Origin of the sequence: Luteibacter sp. 621 (assembly GCF_050435445.1) — a bacterium.
Classification (GTDB): Bacteria; Pseudomonadota; Gammaproteobacteria; order Xanthomonadales; family Rhodanobacteraceae; genus Luteibacter.
The window spans coordinates 57226-79752 of sequence record NZ_JBNDKI010000001.1 but is presented as its reverse complement, the minus strand read 5'-3'; the positions used below and the strand labels follow the sequence as shown (position 1 = coordinate 79752).

Annotated in this window: 19 protein-coding genes; 13 read left to right on the top strand and 6 right to left on the bottom strand. The window is 65.0% G+C overall.

What is annotated here, in order from left to right:
- Positions 1-68: 68 nt before the first annotated feature.
- Genes ABIE56_RS00405 through ABIE56_RS00385 form a run of 5 tightly spaced genes read left to right on the top strand, consistent with a single transcriptional unit; the run spans position 69 to position 8315 of the window.
- Entirely contained in the window at positions 69-2798 is a 2730-nt protein-coding gene (locus tag ABIE56_RS00405; RefSeq protein WP_429241849.1) for a TonB-dependent receptor, read from the top strand.
- 2 nt (positions 2799-2800) lie between these two features.
- Entirely contained in the window at positions 2801-4651 is a 1851-nt protein-coding gene (locus ABIE56_RS00400) for a beta-galactosidase (protein ID WP_429241848.1), read from the top strand.
- Positions 4635-6002 (top strand): APC family permease, encoded by a 1368-nt coding sequence (locus tag ABIE56_RS00395; RefSeq protein WP_429241847.1) that lies wholly within the window; start codon positions 4635-4637, stop codon positions 6000-6002. The genes ABIE56_RS00400 and ABIE56_RS00395 overlap by 17 nt, the downstream gene beginning before the upstream one ends.
- Positions 5984-6928 carry a carbohydrate kinase family protein gene (locus ABIE56_RS00390; RefSeq protein ID WP_429241846.1) on the top strand — a complete coding sequence of 315 codons (945 nt, stop codon included), beginning with the start codon at positions 5984-5986 and terminating at the stop codon, positions 6926-6928. Before ABIE56_RS00395 ends, ABIE56_RS00390 begins: the two co-directional genes overlap by 19 nt.
- Positions 6906-8315, top strand: a complete 1410-nt coding sequence (locus ABIE56_RS00385) for a 6-phospho-beta-glucosidase (RefSeq protein WP_429241845.1) — start codon at positions 6906-6908, stop codon at positions 8313-8315. Before ABIE56_RS00390 ends, ABIE56_RS00385 begins: the two co-directional genes overlap by 23 nt.
- On the opposite strand, the gene ABIE56_RS00380 is transcribed toward ABIE56_RS00385, so the two are convergent.
- Both ABIE56_RS00380 and bla read right to left on the bottom strand, forming a co-directional pair.
- Complete coding sequence (locus ABIE56_RS00380; RefSeq protein ID WP_429241844.1) at positions 8294-8554, bottom strand: hypothetical protein; 261 nt, start codon at positions 8552-8554, stop codon at positions 8294-8296. The two genes, ABIE56_RS00385 and ABIE56_RS00380, sit on opposite strands and share 22 nt — an antisense overlap.
- Positions 8555-8816: 262 nt before the next feature.
- Entirely contained in the window at positions 8817-9728 is a 912-nt protein-coding gene (gene bla, locus ABIE56_RS00375) for a class A beta-lactamase (protein WP_429241843.1), read from the bottom strand.
- Between the two features lie 180 nt (positions 9729-9908).
- Between bla and ABIE56_RS00370 the strand changes: the two genes are divergently transcribed.
- From ABIE56_RS00370 to ABIE56_RS00350, 5 genes are all read left to right on the top strand, one after another.
- The gene (locus ABIE56_RS00370; RefSeq protein WP_429241842.1) at positions 9909-13007 is read left to right on the top strand and encodes a response regulator; all 3099 of its coding nucleotides are present in this window, start codon (positions 9909-9911) and stop codon (positions 13005-13007) included.
- On the top strand, positions 12980-13837 hold the full coding sequence (locus tag ABIE56_RS00365) for a CheR family methyltransferase (protein ID WP_429241841.1): 858 nt from the start codon (positions 12980-12982) through the stop codon (positions 13835-13837). Before ABIE56_RS00370 ends, ABIE56_RS00365 begins: the two co-directional genes overlap by 28 nt.
- Positions 13834-14406, top strand: coding sequence for a chemotaxis protein CheB (locus tag ABIE56_RS00360; RefSeq protein WP_429241840.1), 573 nt, complete (start codon positions 13834-13836; stop codon positions 14404-14406). Before ABIE56_RS00365 ends, ABIE56_RS00360 begins: the two co-directional genes overlap by 4 nt.
- On the top strand, positions 14403-15530 hold the full coding sequence (locus tag ABIE56_RS00355; protein ID WP_429241839.1) for a hybrid sensor histidine kinase/response regulator: 1128 nt from the start codon (positions 14403-14405) through the stop codon (positions 15528-15530). The genes ABIE56_RS00360 and ABIE56_RS00355 overlap by 4 nt, the downstream gene beginning before the upstream one ends.
- A 74-nt stretch (positions 15531-15604) precedes the next feature.
- On the top strand, positions 15605-16477 hold the full coding sequence (locus ABIE56_RS00350; RefSeq protein WP_429241838.1) for a glyoxalase: 873 nt from the start codon (positions 15605-15607) through the stop codon (positions 16475-16477).
- A gap of 18 nt (positions 16478-16495) precedes the next feature.
- Here ABIE56_RS00350 and ABIE56_RS00345 read toward each other — a convergent pair whose 3' ends face one another.
- On the bottom strand, positions 16496-17410 hold the full coding sequence (locus ABIE56_RS00345) for a LysR family transcriptional regulator (RefSeq protein WP_429241837.1): 915 nt from the start codon (positions 17408-17410) through the stop codon (positions 16496-16498).
- Positions 17411-17508: 98 nt separating this feature from the next.
- Here ABIE56_RS00345 and ABIE56_RS00340 point away from each other — a divergent pair, with 98 nt between their 5' ends.
- The 3 genes from ABIE56_RS00340 to ABIE56_RS00330 all read left to right on the top strand — a co-directional run bounded on the left by ABIE56_RS00340 (position 17509) and on the right by ABIE56_RS00330 (position 19021).
- Entirely contained in the window at positions 17509-18258 is a 750-nt protein-coding gene (locus tag ABIE56_RS00340) for an SDR family oxidoreductase (protein ID WP_429241836.1), read from the top strand.
- A gap of 236 nt (positions 18259-18494) precedes the next feature.
- Positions 18495-18686 carry a hypothetical protein gene (locus ABIE56_RS00335; protein ID WP_429241835.1) on the top strand — a complete coding sequence of 64 codons (192 nt, stop codon included), beginning with the start codon at positions 18495-18497 and terminating at the stop codon, positions 18684-18686.
- 92 nt (positions 18687-18778) lie between these two features.
- A complete protein-coding gene (locus ABIE56_RS00330) occupies positions 18779-19021 on the top strand; it encodes a hypothetical protein (RefSeq protein WP_429241834.1) in 243 nt (80 codons plus the stop codon).
- A gap of 35 nt (positions 19022-19056) precedes the next feature.
- Here ABIE56_RS00330 and ABIE56_RS00325 read toward each other — a convergent pair whose 3' ends face one another.
- From ABIE56_RS00325 to ABIE56_RS00315, 3 genes are all read right to left on the bottom strand, one after another.
- Positions 19057-20361 carry a carbohydrate-binding protein gene (locus tag ABIE56_RS00325; protein ID WP_429241833.1) on the bottom strand — a complete coding sequence of 435 codons (1305 nt, stop codon included), beginning with the start codon at positions 20359-20361 and terminating at the stop codon, positions 19057-19059.
- Between the two features lie 433 nt (positions 20362-20794).
- The gene (locus ABIE56_RS00320; RefSeq protein WP_429241832.1) at positions 20795-21541 is read right to left on the bottom strand and encodes a 3-keto-disaccharide hydrolase; all 747 of its coding nucleotides are present in this window, start codon (positions 21539-21541) and stop codon (positions 20795-20797) included.
- Positions 21542-21618: 77 nt separating this feature from the next.
- On the bottom strand, positions 21619-22428 hold the full coding sequence (locus ABIE56_RS00315) for a CHAD domain-containing protein (RefSeq protein ID WP_429241831.1): 810 nt from the start codon (positions 22426-22428) through the stop codon (positions 21619-21621).
- Positions 22429-22527 lie beyond the last annotated feature (99 nt).

Below are 22527 nucleotides of genomic sequence, written 5' to 3'. Positions count from 1 at the left end.
AAGTTCTGACGAAAAAGGCGCTTGTCCTGGCCGTCTGTACGGCCTTTGGTTTTCTTGCGGCGCCGGCCATGGCGCAGCAGGCACCGCCGACGACCGATCCGCCGGCCACTACCGGCGCAAGCAAGACAGACAAGGAAAAAGCCGAGAAAGAGAAGGCCGTGCAGATGAAGGCGCTGAGCGTCGTCGCGAACCGCTACGAAGCCACCAGCATTCGCATGGACTCAGTGAATACGGTGGACGTGCTGTCGGCCAAGGACCTGCAGAATACGGCCGTGCACAACGTGGCCGAGGCACTGGGCCTGATGTCGGGCGTGAATGTCACCACGACCGGTACGGGCTACTTCGGCGGTATTGATGGCGCGGCACGCGGTGAAGGCATGTTCGCTTCCGTGCGCGGCCTTCCTTCCGAATACAACGTGAACCTGGTGAATGGCAGCAACGTCGCCCAGGGCATGCCGTACAGCCGTAGCGTGCAGCTCAGCCTGCTGCCGCCGTCCGGCTTGCAGACGATCGTGCTCAACAAGACCTCGACAGCCGATATGGATGGCGACGCCATCGGCGGCACCATCGATTTCCGCACGCCCAGCGCATTCGACTTCAAGAAGGATTTCAGCGGCAGCGTGACCGCCAGTGGCCGCGTGGAAAGCCGCGCGCGGGATTACGGCGGCAGCGGCCTCGGCAGCGGCCTGGCTGGCGAACTGCAGAAAAAGTTCGGTGAGGAAAAGCAGTTCGGCTTCTATATCAGCGGGTATTACGATTACCGCAACATCGCTAATAGCGAGATTGGCGCCGCAGAAAGCGCATCGAATGATGGTTCCTGGGCGTTCCTGCATGCGACCGCCGAAGGTGAGAATGCGCCGGGCTACGATCCGCAGCACAACCTGACCAGCATCGGCACGAACGTTGGAATCGCCTCCGGTTTCGAGCGCCGGTATGGCGGCAACATGTCGTTCGACTGGAACGTGGATCCGACCCTGCACGCTTATGCCAAGGCCTCGTATGCTTACGCGCTGACCGAACAGAACACCACGTATAACCAGTTGCTGCCGCAGGATGTGACCTATGTCCCGACGGCCACGCCCGGTGTGTATACGCCCAATATCGGGCGGATTGCCAACCGCTTCTGGTTCGAAACCAACCCCGAGCGCGCGGACCTGGCCACGATCCAGCTGGGTGCGGACAAGACCGCCGGTGGCTGGACCATTTCGCCCAACGTGTTCTGGAGCATTGGCCGCAACGATCGCCCCGAGCACGTGGAGATCGACGGGCGCGAGGACAAGTACTTGCAGGATAACTTCGCCTATAACCAGAGTTCGCTGCTCAGCTACGGCGGCAACCACTTCCCGTACCCGGTGCTCACCCCGGCGTTGCTGAACTCGGTGAACAACATCCAGAACATGTACGCCAACGACTATGGCGAGGTCACCAAGATCCGCTCGGGCCAGAAGCGTGGTGGCGCCAAGCTGGACCTGCGTTATGACTTTGAAGATGGCCCGGTGCAGAACGTGAAGTTCGGCGTGAAGTACAGCGACAGCTCGCGCGAGTTCACCAACCGCGACTGGTCGACCGGCGGCATCAATGATGGCACCACGACCCTGGGTGACCTGGGCATCTTCAAGGGAGATTACAGCCAGATCTTCCCGGGCAAGTACCCATGGGTCACCCCGGACGTAAGCCGTGCGGCCGTGGCCGCCCTGATCGCGGCGCATGTGCAGCCATCGGATCTGGATACCTGTAGCCAGCTCGACTACAACAACTTCAATTGCGACACCATGCGTGGCACCGAGGCGGTGTCCGCGGCGTACGCCATGGCGACTATCCAGGATGGCCCGCTGGAGATCATCCCGGGCGTGCGCTTCGAGCATACGTCGATCCACAACACGTTCTGGACGACGCCCCAGGATGCCGACGGCAACGAACTGCCGGGATACTTCTCGAACAACCGCACCATTTACAACGAGCCGCTGGGTAGCCTGTTCGTCAATTACCGCCCGGGCGGTAACGTGGTATTCCGCGGTTCTATCTGGCAGAGCTATACCCGCCCGGCCTTCGTGCAGTTGGGTGGCGGCGAGCAGATCAGTGTTTCCAACGGTGTGACGACGATCACCCGTGGCAACCCGGACCTGGATCCGATCAAGGCGACCAACGTAGACCTGGGCGCGGAATGGACCACCGACCACGGCGGGTTCTTCTCGCTTACCAGCTACTACAAGAAGTTGAAGGATTACATCTACGACAGTGGTGGTGGCCAGGCCAACCCGAATACATCGGGCGTGGGCACCGTGCTGACCAAGACACCGATGAACGGTGGCGATGGCCGGGTTTATGGCATCGAAGCGACTGTACGCCAGAAGTTCGAGGACTTGCCGGGTGCCTGGAACGGGCTTGGCTTCAGCGTCAACGCCACCAAGCAGAACTCGCGCGTGGACCTTGGCCGCGACGGCTTCGAGAACGAGCGCCTGCAGCAGGCCCCGCGCACCATGGCCAATGCGGAGCTGTTCTACGAGAAGTACGGTTTCTCGGTGAACCTCAGCTACCACTACACCGGCTCGTACATCTCCACGTACGATTTCCTCAACCAGGGTGCGCCGTGGGATGACCTGTGGTTGCGGCCGATCCGCCGCGTTGACCTGCATGCCGGTTACCAGATGGATAACGGGCTGCAGTTCGATCTGCAGATCAGCAACCTCACCAAGCAGTACCAGTACTGGTCGCACATTGGCCAGTACAGCCTGGTGAACTCGGATATCGTCGATGCAGGCCGCACCGCGCTGGTCACCGTGAAGTACTCGTTCTGAGCATGCGCCGCCGGGAGTTCATCGCCATTTCGCTGCTCGCGCCCCTGGCTATGTCCGGGGGCGCGTGGGCGGGTCCGGCTATCGATACGGCGCCGGACGGGCGTCCACACCGGTTCGGTTTCGGCGAGCGGCGGTTCGAGCTCGATGGGCGTCCGTTCCGGATCCGCAGTGGGGAGATGCACCCGGCCCGCATCCCCCGTGAGTACTGGCAGCACCGCATCCGCATGGCGAAGGCGATGGGCCTGAATACCATCGCCATCTATGTCATGTGGAACCACCATGAGCGGCGGCCCGGGGTGTTTGACTGGCAGAGTGAGAACCGCGATGTGGCGGCATTCATCCGGCTCTGCCAGGCCGAAGGCATGTGGGTATACCTGCGGCCGGGCCCTTACGTCTGCGGTGAGTGGACCAACGGCGGGCTTCCGGCGTACCTGTTGCGGGACCCCGATATCAAGCTGCGCACGAAGGATGATCCCGCGTTCATGGCGGCGACCCTTCGCTATATCGGCCAGCTTGCTGCCTTCGTGAAGCCACTGATGGCGGCCAACGGCGGCCCGGTGCTCATGATCCAGGTGGAAAATGAGTATTCGATGTTCGCGGATGACGTGGATTACCTGCACGCACTGGCCGATATGTGGCGGGTGCATGGGATTGACGGACCGTTTTCGGTTTCCGATGGGTGGAAAGACCTTGAGCGGCGCAAGGCGTACTTGCCGGGTGCCGCGCTCGGCCTCGATGGTGCGGATGTCGACACGCTCGGGAAGGGACCGACCTACGCGGGCGACGCGCCGGTGTGGGTCGGCGAGGGTTACCCCGGCTGGCTGACGCACTGGGGCGAGAGTGCATTCGCTGGCAAGGATTACGTCGACACGCTGCGTTCGATCATCCGGGCGGGATACTCGTTCAACCTTTACGTGGCGCACGGCGGCACGAACTTCGGCCTTACCGCAGGCAGCAATGCCGAGGACGACGGGTCGCAATTCCAGCCGGTGATTACCAGCTACGACTACGCGGCGCCGATCGATGAGCGTGGCCGCGCTTCGCCTGCCTATGCCACACTTCGTGATGTGATTACCCGCGAGGCGGGTGTCAAGGCACCCAGGCCTCCCGCGGATATACCGGCTGGCCGCTTCGCCCCCTTTACGCCGGCGGCGAAGGCATCGCTGTGGGACGCGCTGGGGCAGGCGGTAGAGCTGCCGCAGCCGGGCCCGAACGAAGTGCTGTTCGGCCAGGACCAGGGCCTGGTCGTGTATCGCAAACGCGTGGGCCACGGCGGCACACTGCGCCTTGAAGGCGTGCGCGACTATGCCGTCGTGTATGCCGACGGTCGCGAGGTAGGGCATGTGTCGCGCGTGACGCACCCGGCCGTCTCCTCGTCGCCCGACGTCACCATCGCGGGGGAAGCCGTCATCGACGTGCTCGTAGACACGTTCGGCCACATCAACTTCGGCCCGCGCCTGGGTGATCACAAGGGCCTGGTGGGTCCGGTTACGTTCGAAGGCGCACCGGCACGTGATGTGCAAGCGTGGCCCTTGCCGCTGGATGGCGCGTGGCTGGACGAGATGCCCGCGCTGCGTGGCGCACCCACCCGCGGCGGCGTACTGTTTGAAGGGGCGCTATCGCTGGATAAGGCGGGCGATGTGTACCTGGATATGTCGGCCTGGAACAAAGGCTATCTCTGGGTCAATGGCCGCCTGCTTGGGCGCTACTGGCACATCGGCCCGCAGCAGCGGCTGTATTGCCCGGGTGCCTGGCTGAAGCACGGTGCGAACACCGTGCGCGTACTCGATCTGCACCGCACCGAAGGTGCGCCTATTAGCTGCGCGGAGCGGATGCATGACGGGTTGGCGTGAAGGCGATACCAAAGTGATCACGAACGTGGCCCCGCCGCGTGCGATCGGCTTCTGGGGCGGGCTATCGGCGAACGTGCTGAACATGATCGGCATCGGCCCGTTCGTGACCATACCGCTGGCGCTCACCGCGCTCGCGGGGCCGGCGGTGTTGCTCGGCTGGATCGCGGGCGCGCTGCTCTGCCTGTGCGATGGCCTAGTGTGGGCGGAACTTGGCTCAACCATTCCCGAATCCGGGGGGCCTTACCATTACCTGCGCGAGGCCTACGGTCGCGAGCGGGCAGGGCGACTGTTCGGATTCCTGTACCTGTGGCAGACCCTGTTAACCGCGCCGCTCTCCATAGGCTCCGCGGCAGTGGGTTTCGCACAATACGCGGGCTACCTCATGCCCTCGCTGGGCGATGGCGGCCGTGTGCTGGTGGCCGCCACGCTGTGCCTGCTGAATACCGCCATCCTCTACCGCAAGGTGGGTGACATCCAGAAGCTTTCGCTGGTGGTCACCACGGCCGTCGTCGCCGCTGCCGTGTGGATCGTCTTCACCGGCATCACCCATTTCGACATGGCCACCGCGAAGCACTTCATGGAGGCGCCGGTGCCGTCTGGCAAGGGTTTCTGGCTGGGCCTCGGCGCCGTATCCCTCATCGCGGTGTATGACTACGGCGGCTACAACAACGTATGCATGCTGGGTGGTGAAGTGAAGCAGCCGCGGCGCACCATTCCCATGGCCGTGCTGATCTCGATCCCGGTAGTGGCCGTGCTTTACCTCGGCCTGAACGTCAGCATCCTCGGCGTGCTGCCCTGGGAGCAGGCGGCGCATTCCACGGCGGTCGTGGCCGACATGATGCAGGCCGTGCACGGCGCGTGGGGTGGCACGGTCGCGGTCGTGCTCATCCTGGTCGCCAGCTGGGGTTCCGCGCTGGTCGTGTTGCTCGGCTACTCACGCGTTCCCTATGCGGCGGCCTCGGAAGGCCAGTTTTTCAAACCATTCGCCCGGCTGCATCCACGCGATGGCTTTCCTACCGTATCGTTGCTGTTCGTCGGCACCACCTCCGCGCTGGCCTGTTTCCTTTCGCTGGAAAAGCTGATCAGCATGCTCATGGTGGTGCAGATCCTGTTCCAGTACATCGCACAGTGCTTTGCCGTGGTGGCGCTGCGCCGACGCGATCGCAACGCGGATGTGTTCCGAATGCCGCTTTACCCCCTGCCGATTGCCATCAGCGTGGCCGGCTGGCTCTACCTCGTCGCGACCAGCGGCGTACCTACCATGCTCACCGCCGTCGTCGCCATCGCGGTGGGTAGTGTCCTTTTCCTATGGCAAGCACGGAGGACACGCACGTGGCCATTCCCCACGTAAAGCCCTGGGATGTTGCCGTGGTGGGCGAAATATTCGCCGACCACGTTTTCACCGGGTTCCCCCACTGGCCCCGACCTGGCGAGGAAGTGATCGCCCAGGGCTACGTACGCGAGCTTGGTGGCGGTAGCGTCAACACCGCCTGTGGGCTGTCGCGGCTGGGCCGGCGCGTTCGCCTGGTCGGCCTGATCGGCGATGCGGATTTTGATTGGTTCGAGCACCGGCTCAGCGAGTTTGGGGTCGGCATCGGCGGCATCCGCCTTGAGCACGATGGCACCGGGATTACCGTCAGCGTATCGATGCGCGACGACCGCACGTTCTTTACCTACCCCGGCGCGAACCGTGGGCTGGCGGAGTTGCTGACGGTGCCCGCCGTGATCTCGGACCTCGCGGCGGCCCGCCACGTGCATTTCGCCATGCCGCTTTCCAGGGAGCTCGCCACGGGCATCCTGCCGGTGCTTCGCGCCGCCGGCTGCAGCACATCCATTGATGTGGGCCACAGCCCGGAGTGGTTGCGCGACACCGCGAATATCGCCACCTGCCGTGAGGTGGACCTGTTCCTGCCCAACGCCGCCGAGGCGGCACTTGCCTGCGGTGAAACCTCGGTGGAGGCCTATGTTGCCTGGGTGCTCGATAACGGCCTGGCCCGCGCGGTCCTGAAACGAGGCGCGGAGGGTGCACTTGCCATCGCCGGTGGCGTACTCAGTAGCGTGGCTCCGCCCATGGTGGATGCCGTGGATACCACGGGTGCTGGCGATGCGTTCAACGCCGGCCTCATCGATGGCTGGCTCGACGACGAACCCCTTGGCCGTGCGCTCGAGCGCGCCTGTATCTGCGGCGCGCTGTGCAGCACGGCCCCTGGCGCCCTTGAGGCGCTACCCCATCCCCCCCAATTGAGGACCCTTCGTGAACAGACGTACCGATCGTAAGATCGCACTGGTTGGTGGTGGCGGCGTACGCTCGCCCCTCGTGGTTTTCGGTGTGAACGAGGCGGCGCAGGCGCTTGGTGCCGCGGAGATGGTGCTTTACGATCCGGATCCTGCGCGCCTGCGCATCATGGTGGACCTGGGCAATGCGATCGTGCGCCGCTTCGGCGGCGACCTGCGCCTGCGTGGCGCCAGTTCGATCGAAGATACGATCGAAGGTGCCGACTTCGTTCTCAACAGCATCCGTATCGGCGGCATCACCGGCCGTGCGGCCGATGAGCGTGTGGCGATCGAGCATGGCTACCCGGGCCAGGAGACCACGGGCCCGGCGGGCGTGGCGATGGGTTTGCGGACCATCCCCATTGCCATCGAGCAGGCACGCCTGGTCGAACGCCTTGCGCCCGAGGCATGGCTGGTGAATTTCACCAACCCGGCCGGGCTGATCACCCAGGCCGTGAACGACCACAGCAAGGCCCGGATCGTCGGCATTTGTGACACGCCAACGGAGCTGTTCCACAACATTGCCCGCGCGCTGGGCGAGCCGTATGCGGATGTGGAATGCGATTACGTTGGCCTGAACCACCTGGGCTGGGTGCGCAGCGTACGCGTACGCGGCGAAGAGAAGATCGACACGCTGCTGGATAGTGACGAACTGCTGCGCAGCCTCTATTTGGCGCCGCTGTTCGATACGGACATGATCCGCACGTTGCGGCTCATTCCCACCGAATACCTGTTCTTCTATTACGAGCGGCAGCGTGCGCTGGGCAACCAGCGCCGCCAGGGCGGCAGCCGCGGCGCGGAAATCTCGAAACTCAATGACGAGTTGTTCGCTACCCTGAGCGCGCGGCTTGCCGCGGGGCAGGGCGACGAAGCCGTGGATATTTACGCGGCCTACCTCAACCAGCGCTCGGGCTCGTACATGAAGCTGGAGGCCGAGGGAGGCTCGGCGTTTGATGCGGATGTCAGCCTGGATGTTGATCCGTTCCGTGTGGCGACGGGCTACCACCGCATCGCGATCGATGTGATGAGTGCGTTGACCGGGGCGAAACCTGCACCGATCGTGGTCAACACGCGTAACCGGGGTGCGGTGCCGGACCTGCCGGATGCCGATGTGGTGGAAACCCTGTGCGATATCTCGCTCGATCGGATCGAACCGCGCAAACTCGCACCGTTGCCGGATGCCGTGGCGGGTCTCGTCCGCTCGGTGAAGGCCTATGAGCGCGCCGCCATCACCTCCGTGCTGGAAGGCACGCCACTGGGGGCACGCAAGGCCATGCTGATCCACCCGGCGATCGGTGAGTGGACGCCCACGGCCAGCCTGCTCGATGCGCTGCTAGGCCATGCCAACGAGGATGGCGAGTGCTTGTGTCAGGGGCCGGTGCACCGGTAACGCGCGAAGATATCGACATCACCGCCCAGCCGTGGCCCAAAGCCGCGGCTGAGTTCGGTGACCGGGCCGCCACAGGCCTGCCTGGCCTTGGTCTCGCAGTCACCCAGCGTAATGATGCTGGGCGATGAGGAGCAGCGCACGCTGACCTCGCCGCTGGCATCGGGTTTGGGTGGGGTGGTGGGCGCCGAGCTGCAGCCGGCAAGCGCCACGAATAAGGCAAGGACGGCAAAGCGTTTCATGACTCCAGCATACCCCTGTAGGAGCGGGGGGGGGGGGGGGGGGGGGGGGGGGGGGGGCCCGCCGCCCCCCGCGCCCCCCCCGCCCCCCGCCCCGCACGGACGCCGCCCGGTCGCCAGGCGGCGCCGCCCCGCATCACGCTTTAAATCGCTCCGTTCGTGATCTGTTTAACCCCACCCATCCACCTGGTGGGCGGGGGGGGGGGGGGGGGGCCGCTGGGGGCCCGGGGGCCCCCCCCCCCCCCCCCCCCCCCCGCTCCTACCGTTACATCGAGCCGGCGACGAGTTTGCCGATCTCGGCGAACCACTTCGTGGCCTGGTCAGGCGTGGCGCGCGCTTCGGCGAGGAGGATCACCACGATGCGTTTCTCTCCGTCCGGGGCCGTGATGATGCCGATATCGTTGAACGCGGCCATGCGCCCATTCCGCGTGCCGCTGGTGCCGGTCTTGTCCGCCAGCGCATAGCCGGCCGGCAGGCCGGCCCGGATGCGGGTGGGGATCACCTGGGCGGTCATCAGGCCGAGCAACTTCTGCGTCGAACCTGAGGAGAGCAGTTCGCCGGCCTGGAGTTTGCGCAGGAATGCCGCGGCAGCCTCGGGGGTGGTGCTATCGACGTGGCTGGCCAGCACGGCATCCACGCCCTTCTTCTCGAAGAGGCGGCTGAGCTCACCTTCGCCCATGTCGATGCGCATGCCATGCACCCCCTTGCCTTCAAGAAAGCGCGTAGCGACCGAGCCGCCACCCAGTAGGCGTAGGAGCGCATCGACGGCCGTGTTGTCGCTTTGGGTGACCGCTGCGTGCAGCAGTTCGCCTACCGTGAAATCCCGGGGGCCGGCTTTCAGCGTGGCGCCCACGGAAGGCACGGCGGACCCATCCACGATATCCGCGGGGGCCAGGTGTATCTTGCGGTCAAGGGTGAGCTTGCCGGCGTCGACCTGGCTCAGCACGGCCGCGGCGATGGGCGCTTTGAACGTGCTCATCATCAGATACGGCCTGCCCGCATTGATGCTCACGGACTGACCGGTTGCCGGATCCATCACGAGCACCCCCATGGTGCCTGGCCGGGCCAGGTCAGCCACCTTCTGCAGCGATGCCTGTAATGCGGCATCGGGTGCCGCGGCCATTGCCGCGGTGGTCACCAGGGAAAGCGCGGCGCCGCGCAGTAGCTGCCTGAGCATGGGGATTCCTTTTCGTCGGGGTGCGGGCACCTTAGCGCCGGGCGTGGCCATGTCGCTGTCGCAATCCGGGCAATTTGCTGACGGCCGCCATCACATCGGTTTTACGGGCAGGTGGGCACCTTTCGAAGGTTGTGCCCGGGCCAGCACGCGGGCGCGCACCAGTTCTACAGGGGTATCCGCTTGAGCCAGAAGCAGTTAGCACGCGACCGCGCCATCTGGGCCGTGATTTTCGTCATCCTTGCCGTCACGCTGGGCATCGATGCGGCCACGCCGCTCGGGTATTCCGTGTGGTGCTTCTACTTTTTCGCGGTGGGCCTGACGGTGTTTCAGTCGCGCCGGGATATGCCTCTGGTCGTGGCCTTTCTTGCCACCGTATTGATTGCCATTGGCTACAAGCTGTCCCCGCCGTCGATGGCGTCGAGCTTTTCCGAAGTCAACCGTACCATCGGTGCGATCGCCTTCTGGGGTATCGCTGCCCTGGTGACCCAGGCGCTGCGCGCGCGCATGGCTGCCGAGCGAATGCTCTGGCTGAACGAAGGGCAGAACGCGGTGGCGCATGCCCTGCGTGGTGAGCAGACGCCCGAAGAGATTGGTAGCCATGCGCTGCGCGCCTTGTGCCGCCGTCTGGATGCCCAGGTGGGCGCCCTGTACCGGGTGGAGCGCGGTCAACTGGTGCTGAGCGGTGGCGCCGCGCTACCGGCGGACCACCCGGTGTCGCTGCCGCGCGAGGGTGGCCTGCTTGGGGATGTGCTCGCCGATGGCCAGCCCCGCAGGATTGGTGCTCTGGCGGATACCCACCTCTCGGTTGCGTCCACCTTGGGCCGCACGGCGCCGGGCGAACTCTTCCTCATGCCGGTCACGGCCGATGGCCGGGCGGTAGGGGTGATCGAGATCGGCCGGATCGGCGGCAACGATCTTTACGGGGCCGACCTGGAGCTACTGGAGCGAACCGGCGAAACCATCGGCGTGGCGCTGCGTACCTCGGCCTTCCGCCAGCGCCAGAACGAGCTGCTGGAGGAAACCCAGCGGCAGAGCGAGGAGTTGCAGACCCAGCAGGAAGAGCTGCGCGTCGCGAACGAAGAGCTTGAGGAACAGAGCCGCAGCCTGCAGCAGTCGCATGCCTCGCTCGAGGCACAGCAGGCCGAGCTGGAGCAGACCAACGTCCAGTTGGAAGAGCGCACGCACGACCTTGAGCGCCAGCGCCAGACCCTGGTGATGGCACAGGCCGACCTGGCCCGTAATGCACGCAAGCTGGAGGCGACCAGCCGCTATAAGTCCGAGTTTCTGGCGAATATGTCGCACGAGCTGCGCACGCCCCTGAACAGCTCGCTGATCCTCGCGAAGCTGCTGGTCGATAACAAGGACGGCACGCTCACCGGTGAGCAGGTGCGCTATGCCAGTGCGATTCACGCGTCCAACAACGATTTGCTGACGCTCATCAACGACATCCTTGACCTGTCGCGGATCGAGGCAGGGCACGTGGAGATCGCTGCCGAGCCGCTCTCGGTGGATGCGGTGCTGGAGCGGGTACGGGAAACGTTCACGCCCCTGACCACCGAGAAGGGCCTGGCCTTGCGCATCGAGCTCGCGCCCGGCGCGCCCACGCGCCTTGTCGGCGATGAGCAGCGCTTGCGCCAGGTGGTGAAGAACCTGGTGGCCAACGCGGTGAAGTTCACCGAGTCCGGAGAGGTGGCGCTTCGGGTGGATGCCGCACCCGGTGAACGCGTGCGCTTTACGGTGTCCGATACCGGTATCGGCATCGACCCTGCCCAACTGGATGTGATCTTCGAGGCGTTCCGCCAGGCGGATGGGAGCACGAGCCGCAAGTTCGGCGGCTCGGGCCTGGGCCTGTCGATCTCGCGCGACCTTGCCCAACGCATGGGGGGCGACATTTCCGTGGCGAGTGAGCCGGGCCGTGGCAGCACCTTCACCCTGGAATTGCCGGTGGATGGCAGCGGCTACGCGAGCGAGGCGCCTGCCGCTGGCGCACCCGCGCAGGCCGCCGTGGTTCGCTCCGTGCCACCGCCGGTGGCCGCCGCGTCACCGAAGGCACCCGCGGCGACCACGCCGGCCGTGCCCGACGACCGCGCCATGCGACAGCGGCCCGGCCGCCTGATCCTCGTGGTTGAAGATGACACTGTATTTGCCCGCTCCCTCGTGGACCTGGCGCACGAGCTGGATTTCGACTGTATCGTGGCCGGCACGGCGGACGAGGCCCTTGTCCTGGCGGCGGCGCATTCGCCCAGTGGCGTGCTGCTGGATATTGGTTTGCCCGATGTTTCGGGCCTGAGCGTGCTGGAGCGGTTAAAGCGTGATCCGGCCACCCGGCATATTCCCGTGCACGTGGTGTCCGCCACGGAGCAGGGGCACATGGCGCTCGAGCTGGGCGCGGTAGGTCATCTGCTCAAGCCGGCATCGCGCGAACGACTGACCGATGCCATTGCCCGGCTGGAGGAGCGCCACCAGCGGTCCATGCGTCGGCTGCTCATCGTCGAAGACGATGCCGACCTGCGTAACAACCTCACGCTACTGCTTGCTCGTGACCAGCTCGAGATCGTGGCGGTCGGCAGCATCCGGGAGGCGCTGGAAAACCTGTCGTCGGCGACCTTCGATTGCCTGGTGATGGACCTGGTGTTGCCCGATGGCACCGGTTACGACCTTCTCGAGCACATGGCCGCCAGCGAGGCGTTCGCGTTTCCGCCGGTCATTGTTTACACGGGCCGCTCGCTCACCCGTGAGGAAGAACAGCGGCTGCGCCGGTATTCCAAGAGCATCATCATCAAGGGCGCGCGCTCGCCCGAGCGCCTGCTGGATGAGGTGACGCTGTTCCTGCACAGCGTGGAGGCGTCGCTGCCCACGGACCAGCAGCGCCTGCTGAAGGAGGCGCGCAAGCGCGATGCCATGTTAGACGGGCGCACGGTGTTGCTGGCCGAGGATGATGTGCGCAACATCTTCGCGCTGACCAGTGTGCTCGAGCCACTGGGTGTTCACCTGGAGATCGCGCGTAACGGTCGCGAGGCCGTGGAGCGCCTTGGCCGCACGGAGGTCGACCTGGTTCTCATGGATATCATGATGCCGGAGATGGACGGCCTGGAAGCCATGCGCCACATCCGCGCGGATGCGCGCTTCGCCGACCTGCCGATCATCGCGCTCACGGCCAAGGCCATGTCGGATGACCGCGAACGCTGCATTGCCGCGGGCGCCAACGATTACATTGCCAAGCCCATCGATGTCGACAAGCTCGTATCGCTGTGCCGCGTCTGGTGCTCGAGGCGCTGATGTCCGAAGAAACCGAATTGTTCGACCTGGAGCTCAAGGTACTGCTTGAGGCCGTGTACCTGCGCTATCACTACGACTTCCGCCATTACGCGGTGAGCTCGCTGCGCCGGCGCATGCGCCATGCGATGGGCCGCTACGGGCTGGAGCGCTTGAGCGACCTGCAGCACCGGGTGGTGCACGATCCGGCATTCTTCGCCGAGGCCATGCAGTACTTCACGGTGCAGGTTTCGGAGATGTTCCGCGACCCGGCGTACTTCGCCGCCTTGCGCGAGCACGCCGTGCCTGTATTGAAGACCTACCCGAGCATCAAGGTGTGGATCGCCGGGTGCAGCACGGGCGAGGAGGTGTGGTCCATGGCCATCCTGCTCGAAGAGGAAGGCCTGCTGGATAGAGCGGTGATTTACGCCACCGATATCAACCCGGCGGCGCTCGAGGCGGCCGAGAGCGGGGTGTTCGCGCTGGACCGCATGGCGCTGTTCAGCCGCAACTACCAGGCGGCCGGCGGGCGGCGCTCGCTATCGGATTACTTCACTACGGGCTACGGCGGTGCGGTGTTCGACCGGCGGCTGAAAAAGCAGGTGGTGTTCGCCGACCATAGCCTGGCCACCGATGCGGTGTTCTCCGAGGTCCACCTGGTCTCGTGCCGCAATGTGCTGATCTATTTCAACCGTGAGCTGCAGGACCGTGCGGTGGGCCTGTTCCACGATTCGCTGGTGCGCCGCGGCTTTCTCGGGTTGGGCGCGAAGGAATCGTTGCAGTTCGGCGCCCACGCGACCGCGTTCGAAGCGTGCGCGCCCCAGCAGCGCCTTTATCGGAGGGCCGCCGCATGAGCATGCCGTTTCCCCATGCCGTCGTCATCGGCGCGTCCGCTGGTGGCGTGCAGGCGCTACGCGATGTGCTGGGCTGCTTTCCGGCGCGGTTCCCTGCGCCCGTGCTCGTGGTCCAGCACATTCCCCGTGACCGCCCCAGTGGTCTGCCGGCCTTGTTTGATGGCTCGTGCGCACTGCCCGTGGCCGAGGCCGAGGACAAGGAGCCGTTGTGTCCCGGGGTCGTGCTGTTTGCGCCACCGGACTATCACCTGCTGGTCGAGGATCGCGCCACCTTGTCGCTCTCGCGCGATGAGCCGGTGCTGTACTCACGCCCCGCGATCGACCCGTTGTTCGAATCCGCCGCCGAAGTATTTGGCGAAGGGCTGCTTGCAATCCTGCTGACCGGCGCGAGCAGCGACGGTAGCGCAGGCGTTGCCGCCGTGCGCCGCGAAGGCGGCACCGTATGGATCCAGGATCCTGCGGAAGCTGTTGCCCCTGTCATGCCCGCATCGGCCATTGCCCACGCGGGCGCCGATGCCATCGTCACCTTGCGTGACCTCTGCCGCCGCCTTGGAAGCTTCACCCCATGAACCTGTCGATGACCCTGCCAGACGATCCGGTCGCGTCCCGCGAGCTGGCGAACATCCTGATCGTCGACGATGTGCCACAGAACCTGGTGGCCATGGAAGCGCTGCTCGCGCGCGACGACATCCGTATCCTGAAGGCGGCCTCGGGCCCGGAGGCGCTGGAGCTGCTGCTGGTGCACGACGTGGCGCTGGCCCTGCTGGACGTGCAGATGCCCGACATGGATGGGTTCGTGCTGGCCGAGCTCATGCGCGGTTCACAGCGCACGCGCGACGTGCCGATCATCTTCCTCACCGCATCACCCAACGATCCGGCACGCTCGTTCAAGGGTTACGAAACCGGTGCGGTGGATTTCCTGCACAAGCCGATCGATCCGCGGATCATCCTTGGCAAGGTGGATGTGTTCGTGCAGCTCTACCAGCAACGCCAGCAGCTGAAGGCGCAGAATGCGCGGCTTGAGCGGGCGTTGCAGCTCAACGAAGCGATGATCGCGGTGCTTACGCACGACCTGCGCACGCCACTCTCGGCGATCAGCCTGTGCGCTGACCGGATCAAGATCGAGGTGGGCGACGGCCCGCTGGCCCGCACCGCCCACCACGTGGAAACCAGCGCGCGGCGCATGGCCCGCATGATCGATCAGCTGCTGGACTTCTCACGAATCCGCTCGGGGGTCATCCGCCTGGACCTCGCCAACCACGATGTGGGGACGCTCGCGCACGCCGTGGCGGAAGAGACGCGGCAAGCCAACCCGACCCGGGCTATCGAGGTCTCGATTTCCGGCGAAACCCTGGGATACTTCGATTCCACGCGCATCTCGCAGGTGCTGTCAAACCTGCTCGGTAATGCCGTGCAATATGCGCTGGGGAGTACGCCCATCGTGCTCGAGGTGAATGGCGAGGACACCGCGGCGCTGCATATCAGCGTGCGCAACGCAGGTGTCCTGCCGGCGAACCTTGTCCAGCGGATCTTCGAACCCTTCAAGGGCAGCTTCCACCAGAGCCGCGGCCTGGGCCTGGGCCTGTATATTGTGGACCAGTTCGTGCGCGCGCACGGCGGCAACGTCGTGGCGCAGAACGTGGAAGACGGCGTAGAGTTCCGGGTAAGCGTGCCACGGCACGCGGTGCGCTAACGGGCGTAGAAATAGCCTAGACCGGGGAGTGGGGTGGCCGCGAAGATCATGGCCTCCCCATCGATGGATCGCCCATGCGCACTCTCCCACTTTTTGCCGCTGTTGCCCTTGTGTTTGCGCCAGCCGCCTTCGCGCGAACGCAGGATTTTGCGGTCGGCCCGCAGTACGACAGCACGCATGTCTACGTGGCCCCGCAGGATGTCGAAGCCTTTGTGACCAGCTTCGTCGCCACGTTCGGCGGCCAGTCCACGAAGCAGGTGGTGGCGACCGTGACGCCTACGCCATCGAGCACCACCTCGCAGCTGGTGCAGACGCCGGTGGGCATCGTCTCGGTGTTCGGGTTCCGCACCCCGGTGCCGTATCCCTTTGGCCAGGAGCGTACCGGCTACCTCGTCTCCCATGTCGATGATGCGGTGAGGGCGGCGAACGCTTCCGGCGCCGCCACGCTGGTGGCACCTTTCGATGATCCGATCGGGCGTGATGCCGTGGTCGCGTGGCCGGGCGGGGTGAACATGCAGTTGTACTGGCATACCAAAACGCCGGATTACAAGCCGCTTGAGCACGTGCCCGATAACCGCATCTACCTGCCGGCGCAGAGCGCGGATGCGTTCGTCAAAGCCTGGGTAACGTTCGCGCATGGCAAGGTCGAGTCGGACGAGCGCGCCGCACCGGCTAGCGAGATCGGCGGTACGGGCGTATATCGGCGCATCCGCATCGCATCGGGGTACGGCAAAGCCACCCTGTTCGTCACCGATGGCCACGTGAACTGGCCCTACGGCACCGAACTCACGGGTTACGAAGTGGGCGACCTGGACGCGACCCTGGGCCGGGCCCGCCAGGCCGGCGCGAAGGTGGTGGTCGATGCACACGACGAGGGCGGCCGCCGTTCGGCCATGGTGCAGTTCCCGGGCGGTTACGTGGCGGAAATCCACGCGGCTGCGAAGTAACGCATTGGCCTGACCCGGTTACGGAACGACCGGGATGCCCTGGATAAGGCGTTTCGCCAGGCGTGGCTGGCGAAATTGCTCGATCCACCAGGTGAGCGCGCGGCCTTCGCTATCGCCGCGCCATGCCACATAGAGCGTATTTGGCTCGCGTGGGTCCGCCATGCGCTTTTCGACCAGTTCGCCCGCGTCCAGCAAGGCTTTCGCCCGCGGCTTGGGCACCCAGCCCACGCCCAAGCCCTCGCGCTGGGCGAGGATCTTCGCGCGCATGGTGGGAACGGCGAGGGTTGGCTGGCCACCCATTGTGCCGTAGCCGCGCGAGGCACCACGGGACGAATCCGCGACCACGATCGCCCGGTGCTTCGTCACCGTGTCGGTATCCAGTGGCTCCTTCGCCTTGGCCAGGGGGTGGCGCGGCGATACCGCGAACACCCACTCCATGACCCCCAGCTCATGCCAGCGCAACTTGGGAATGGCAGGGGGCTCATTGGTGGCGCCGACCACCATATCGGCACGGCCATCGCGCAGCGCTTCCCACGTACCGCCGAGGACTTCATGGGTGAGGCGCAGGCTCACCCCCGAGTTGAGTGCGTCGAACGATTTGATCGACGGGAACAGCAGTTCGAATTCGAGCAGCTCGTCGGTCACGATCCACAGGCGATCCTCCCAGCCCCCCGCCACCTGCTTTACCCGTTGGGTCAGCCGGGACACGTCCTGCATGAGCCGGGCGGCTTCGTTGGCCAGCAGCTGGCCCGCGGGGGTGAGCTGCAGCCGGTAACGGCGGCGGTCGAAGAGCAGGGCATCGAAACGGTCTTCAAGTTGCCGCGCCGCATGCGATAACGTCGACGGCGCCTTTCCCAGCCTGGCGGCGGCCCGCGACAGGCTGCCGGTCTCGCGGATGGCTTCCAGTAACGCCAGTTCGTCTTCCGACAACATGTTCGACCCCATCGAACGTTTGCGACGGGGAGATGGTACGCCAATCGACAGCAAGCGGAGCAACCTATGCTCCATTCCATACCAACCGGAGCAGCACCATGAACCGCTTCAATGGCAAGAACGTCCTCGTTACCGGCGGCACCAGCGGCATTGGCCTGGCAGTGGCCCAGGCCTACGCAGCGGAAGGCGCGCGGGTCATCGTGACCGGCCGCGACGAAAAGGCCCTCGAACAAGCGGTACCGAATATTGGTGCCGGCACTATCGCCCTGAAGAACGATGCATCGAATATGGCCGATGCGAAAGCGCTGGCATCCGCGATTGGCGCACAAGGTATCAAGCTCGATGCCATCTTCATCAACGCGGGCGTGGCGAAATTCGCCCCGTTCGACCAGGTGGACGAGAGCCTGTGGGACCTGACCTTCGATACGAACGTCAAGGGTGCCTATTTCCAGCTCCAGGCCCTGCTACCGCAGCTCAACCAGGGCGCTTCGATCGTCCTTAACGGCTCCATCAATGCGCATATCGGCATGCCGAACTCTTCGGTGTATGCCGCCAGCAAGGCCGCCCTTATCACCCTGGCCCGCACGTTGTCGGCCGAATTGCTCCCGCACGGTGTGCGAGTGAACGTGGTGAGCCCGGGTCCCGTGCAGACACCGCTCTACGGCAAGCTGGGCATGGATGCAGCGCAGCTTGAAGCCACGGCGGCGCAGATCCAGGCGCAGGTGCCGCTGGGCCGGTTTGGCCGCCCGGAAGAGGTCGCGGCGACGGTCCTGCACCTTTCCTCGCCGGAATCGGGCTTTATCGTGGGTACCGAGATCGTCATCGACGGCGGCATGAGCCAGCTGTAAGGCGAAAGTAACCGCCAGCTAAGCGTGGTGAGCCCGGGCTACCCGGGCTTCACCTCGTGGCGACGCTACCAGCCCCCAGGATCGGTACGTCACCCCTCCAGGCCATGCCGATGCCCGATCGTCCCTGTCGAAGTTGCGCGCTCGCACCGGGCTTCACTGTGTGCCGGCATTGCCTCGTCGCCGTGTTGAAGGGTGATACGTCGCCGGCATCCCGATGGATAGCATTCGGTTGGGCCGTGGCGATGGCCTTCGCTGCCGCCGGCTTGATGGTGTTGCTCAATGCGCACGGCATGCTTGCCTGGACCCTGGCGATCGCGGCGATAGGCGGCGGTGCGCTGCTTGGCGCGGTGCTCACCGAGCAGCGTGGCATCCACCCGCTCGTGCCTGACGAGGTCATCGTGGTGGACGAGGAACGCGATGCTACGTAGTTATACGTAAGACAGTAACGCACGCGTTCCTTAACCTCGGCGCCGCACCCCGAGCCAGCACCCTGGCTTTATCTCGCCAGCGGTACCGCGCCATGGATACGATTCAATTGAACCGACGAGCGAACCTTCGCACGGTGCTCGACGAGCTCGCGACCGAGGGCATTACCGGCGCTGTCACCCGCTCTTCCATCCTTGGCATCGACGATCGCGAACTTCTTGCGATGTTGCGCGGCAAGTACATCAGCAACGAAGCCGCGCGCGAGATCGAATGGTCCATGCAGCGCCGCGAGGGCTGGATGGATGAAGACCACCGCCGCGAATCCCTGGATATGTGAGGGATGCCGGCAGCGCCGGCATCCCTCCGGCAGCCTCAGCGCCCCAGGTTTGAAAGGAAGCGCTTGGTGTACTGCAGCACGGTCGTCGACGGCAGTGAATTGCACGTGGGCGATGCGGTGCTCTGCGAGCAGGGCGTATCGCGGTCAAGCGACCAGAAGTGCACGCCGGCCAGTTTGTTGGTGGCGGCGTAGTTCGTCACCGTATCGATATCGGCGGTGGTGAACACTTCGCTGGAGACATCGTTCACACCGATCATGGGCGTGATCTCGATCTTGCTGGCGGCGATGCCATAGGTGTGCTGCAAGTTGATCACGGCCTGCACGGCCGACTGGCCCATGTCGCATGCGCCGTTCTTCACGACGCAGACACCGGCACCCGCGGCACCGTAGTCCATGGTCATCAGGTTGATCGTGTAATTCTTCAGGCCCGATGCCTTGACGGCTTTCACCACCGCATCGCCTGTGCTGTTGAGCCCGCCGAAGCTGCCATCGGAGGCGGCGAGCGTGGCCAGCGTGAACGAGAAGCGCAGGTTCGGGTAGATGCTCTCGGCGTACACCGCCTGGCTGACGAGCGAGTTGAGCTGCTGCGGGCTCTGGCCCCCTTCGATGTCGAAATCGATGCCCACCAGGTGCGAGCTGTTATAGCGGCTGATGAACTGGGCCATGCCGGTGGCGCTGCCGCAGGTGAATACACCGGCCTGGCCGCCGGTGGAAACCACGTAATTCACGCCAGCCGAATTCAGGCGGGCAATGTTGGCGTCGGCAAACGCCTGGCCGGGCACGCCACCCCAATTTTCTGTACCGCACTCACCGCTGGCGAATGCGAGGGTGATGGCGCCCAGGTTGGGTACCTGCGTGGACACCAGGCTACCGGAGCCGACCACGGGCAGGCGGGTTCCTGTCACCGACGACGACATGATGTTGGTGTTCCAGTCGAGGTTGATGGTGATGTCCTTATAGGGGCTGAAGAACAGGGCACCCGCGCCCGGGGGCGGATTGGTCGGCGGGGGATCGGTCGGGGGCGGGTCCGTGGGCGGGGTGCTGCCGCCATCGCAGGCGCCTTGCGAGGTCCACGGTTGCCCCGAGCCCGCGCCGCCACTGCTGGTTGCGGGGTCGTTGCCCTGGGTCCACCAGTTGGCCTTGTAGTTCACGCCATTCTCGCTGGCGATATTGCCGGCCGTATAGACCGTGCCTGCACTCCAGGCGGCGGCGCATGCGGTGGCCGCGTGGGCCGCGCGCATGGGTACCACGGCCGAAAGGGCCAGGGCGATGGCAACGCCGAGCGTGCCAGTACAGCTTCCGAAGACAAGACGGGACCGAACACCTGCATTCACGTGCATGACGACTCTCCGTTCGAAGGGTGTTACCGGATGGTTGGTTTGTTCCCCCTGGCGCCGGCGCCTGCCTTTGTCTGCCCCCGTGGCGTTGGCGCACGGTGTTTCGCGGACGGCCCGACGTGTCCGGTTTAGTCCTGCATGACAACGTTGTCTATTCGCAATGACGCGAAATGTGACGGGGTGCGCGGCACGTATTCGGCCGGGATTTGCCGCGTTGCGGTAGCGCTAGCGGGGTGAAATCGATTACCTGCCTTGGCAGCAGGTGCGGCGGCGCGTGGTGCGCCGCGATAGGGGCGGACGGCCGGTTTTCAAGCGGACGTGTCTTGAAATGACAACGTGGTCACCCGCATGCACGGTAGGAGCGCGCTCGCGCGCGATGGGTGCTTGCCGCCATCCCGATCGCGCGCAAGCGCGCTCCATCCAATGAGAGGGGTTATCAGCCCAGGTCCTTGATCCGGATGCTGCGGAACCAGATCTGGATGGGCGGCTTGCCCTTGTCTTCGCCACCCTGCAGCGAGATGTGACCACGCGTGAACTTCGCGAAATCGGGCATCTTCGCGAACTTGGTCTTTGCGACCAGCGCCTTCCATTCGGGCGTCCACAGCTGTGTATCGACCGTCTTGTGCCCATTCTGGAAGAACTGCATGTGGCCGTGGTCGACGATGATCTCGATCTGGTTCCAGTTGCCGTTCTCGTGGACGTTTTCGATATCGGAAGAGATCAGGTCGAACAGGTCGCCGGATCGCTCATACAACGTGTAGCTATCCGGCTTGGTGCAGACCAGGTCGGCGATCTGCATCTCTGGGCCAGTCTGCCAGGTGTATTTGTACTTCGGCGCTTCGCTCACGTTGAACATGATGCCAGCATCGGCGCAGGCGGTCATTTTCCACTCGAGCTTCAGGTCGAAGTTCTCGTACTCGGCGTTGCTGACCAGGTCGGCGAAGTCGGCATCCGGCGCCTTCAGGTCGCGATCCAGGCGGATGGCGCCATCGGCCACGCTCCAGTCCTTGCCGGTGCCTTTCTGCTGGAACGAGTGCCAGCCGTCGAGCGTCTTGCCATCAAACAGCAGTTTGAAGCCCTGGCCGCGTTCGGTGTCGGTCAGTGTGTTGGGCGTATCGGCGGCATGCACGGGCAGGGCGATAAGGCAGGCGAGGGCGAGGGCCTTCAAGGTCACTCGAAGCATGGGGGCAACTCCGGCGGGGGAAACATCGGAGCATACAGACGTCCAGCCGTCCGTTGTAGGAGCGCGCAAACGCAGTTCTAGAGTTTCCGGTGCTTTTTTAGCTCTTCCGCGATCTGGTCGGTGAGCGGGGCAACCAAGGCGGGCTTCTTCAACGCACGCAGGTGTACGCGCAATGCCCGCAGGTCCTGCTTCGCGCCCAGCGCATCGGAGAGCTTCGCCATCGCGTGCGTCGAGGCCTTGTCGTGCTTCGCCCGGTGGTGCGCGGTCTTGTTCGCAGCGCGCAGCACGCGGCGCCAGTACTGTAGTTGCATGCGTAACCGTCGGGCACGGCGGCGCCAGCGGTGCAGGTTGGCGGGCGTGGCTTCCTTGCGCACGCGCTTGCCCGCGCTCACCACGCGTTGTTGCTGGTCATCGAGTGTGGCTTCCACCACGCCGCGTTTCACCAGGCGCCACGGCAGCCGTTCCACCAGGTCGCCTATGTCGCGTACGGCGTGCCGGCGCTTCAGGAAGCGCGGATCCTTGTGCAGGGCTTCGACCAGCCGGCCATCGCGGCGGTGCTCCAGGATGGTGATCGCTTCGGCCCACGCGGGTGACGGCCGCGGCCCGGCGAGCTTTTGGGCGAGGGTCACCGCGACATGGGCGTCGCGCAGCGGCGACAGCCCCGTGGCCAGCTTGCCAATCCGGGCCTCGATATCGGCCAGGCTGCCGCCGAAGACGTCGGCACCCAGGCGCAGCAGGCTTTTGAGCCGGCGCAGGCCCTTACGGGCGGCATGGATGCCGCCGTGCCGGTCCTTCGTATTGGCCAGCGAGCGCGCGATGCTGCGGCATTCGCGGGAGGCGAACAGGGCCAGGGCCGTGGGAATGCTTGGCGCGCTCTTGGGTGGCATCGACCTGTGTATACCACGTGACGGGCCGGATGGCCGTATTCGGCCATCCTGACACCAGACCGTCATGGAGGCTTGCTAGTTGTGGGCGGGTCATGACCG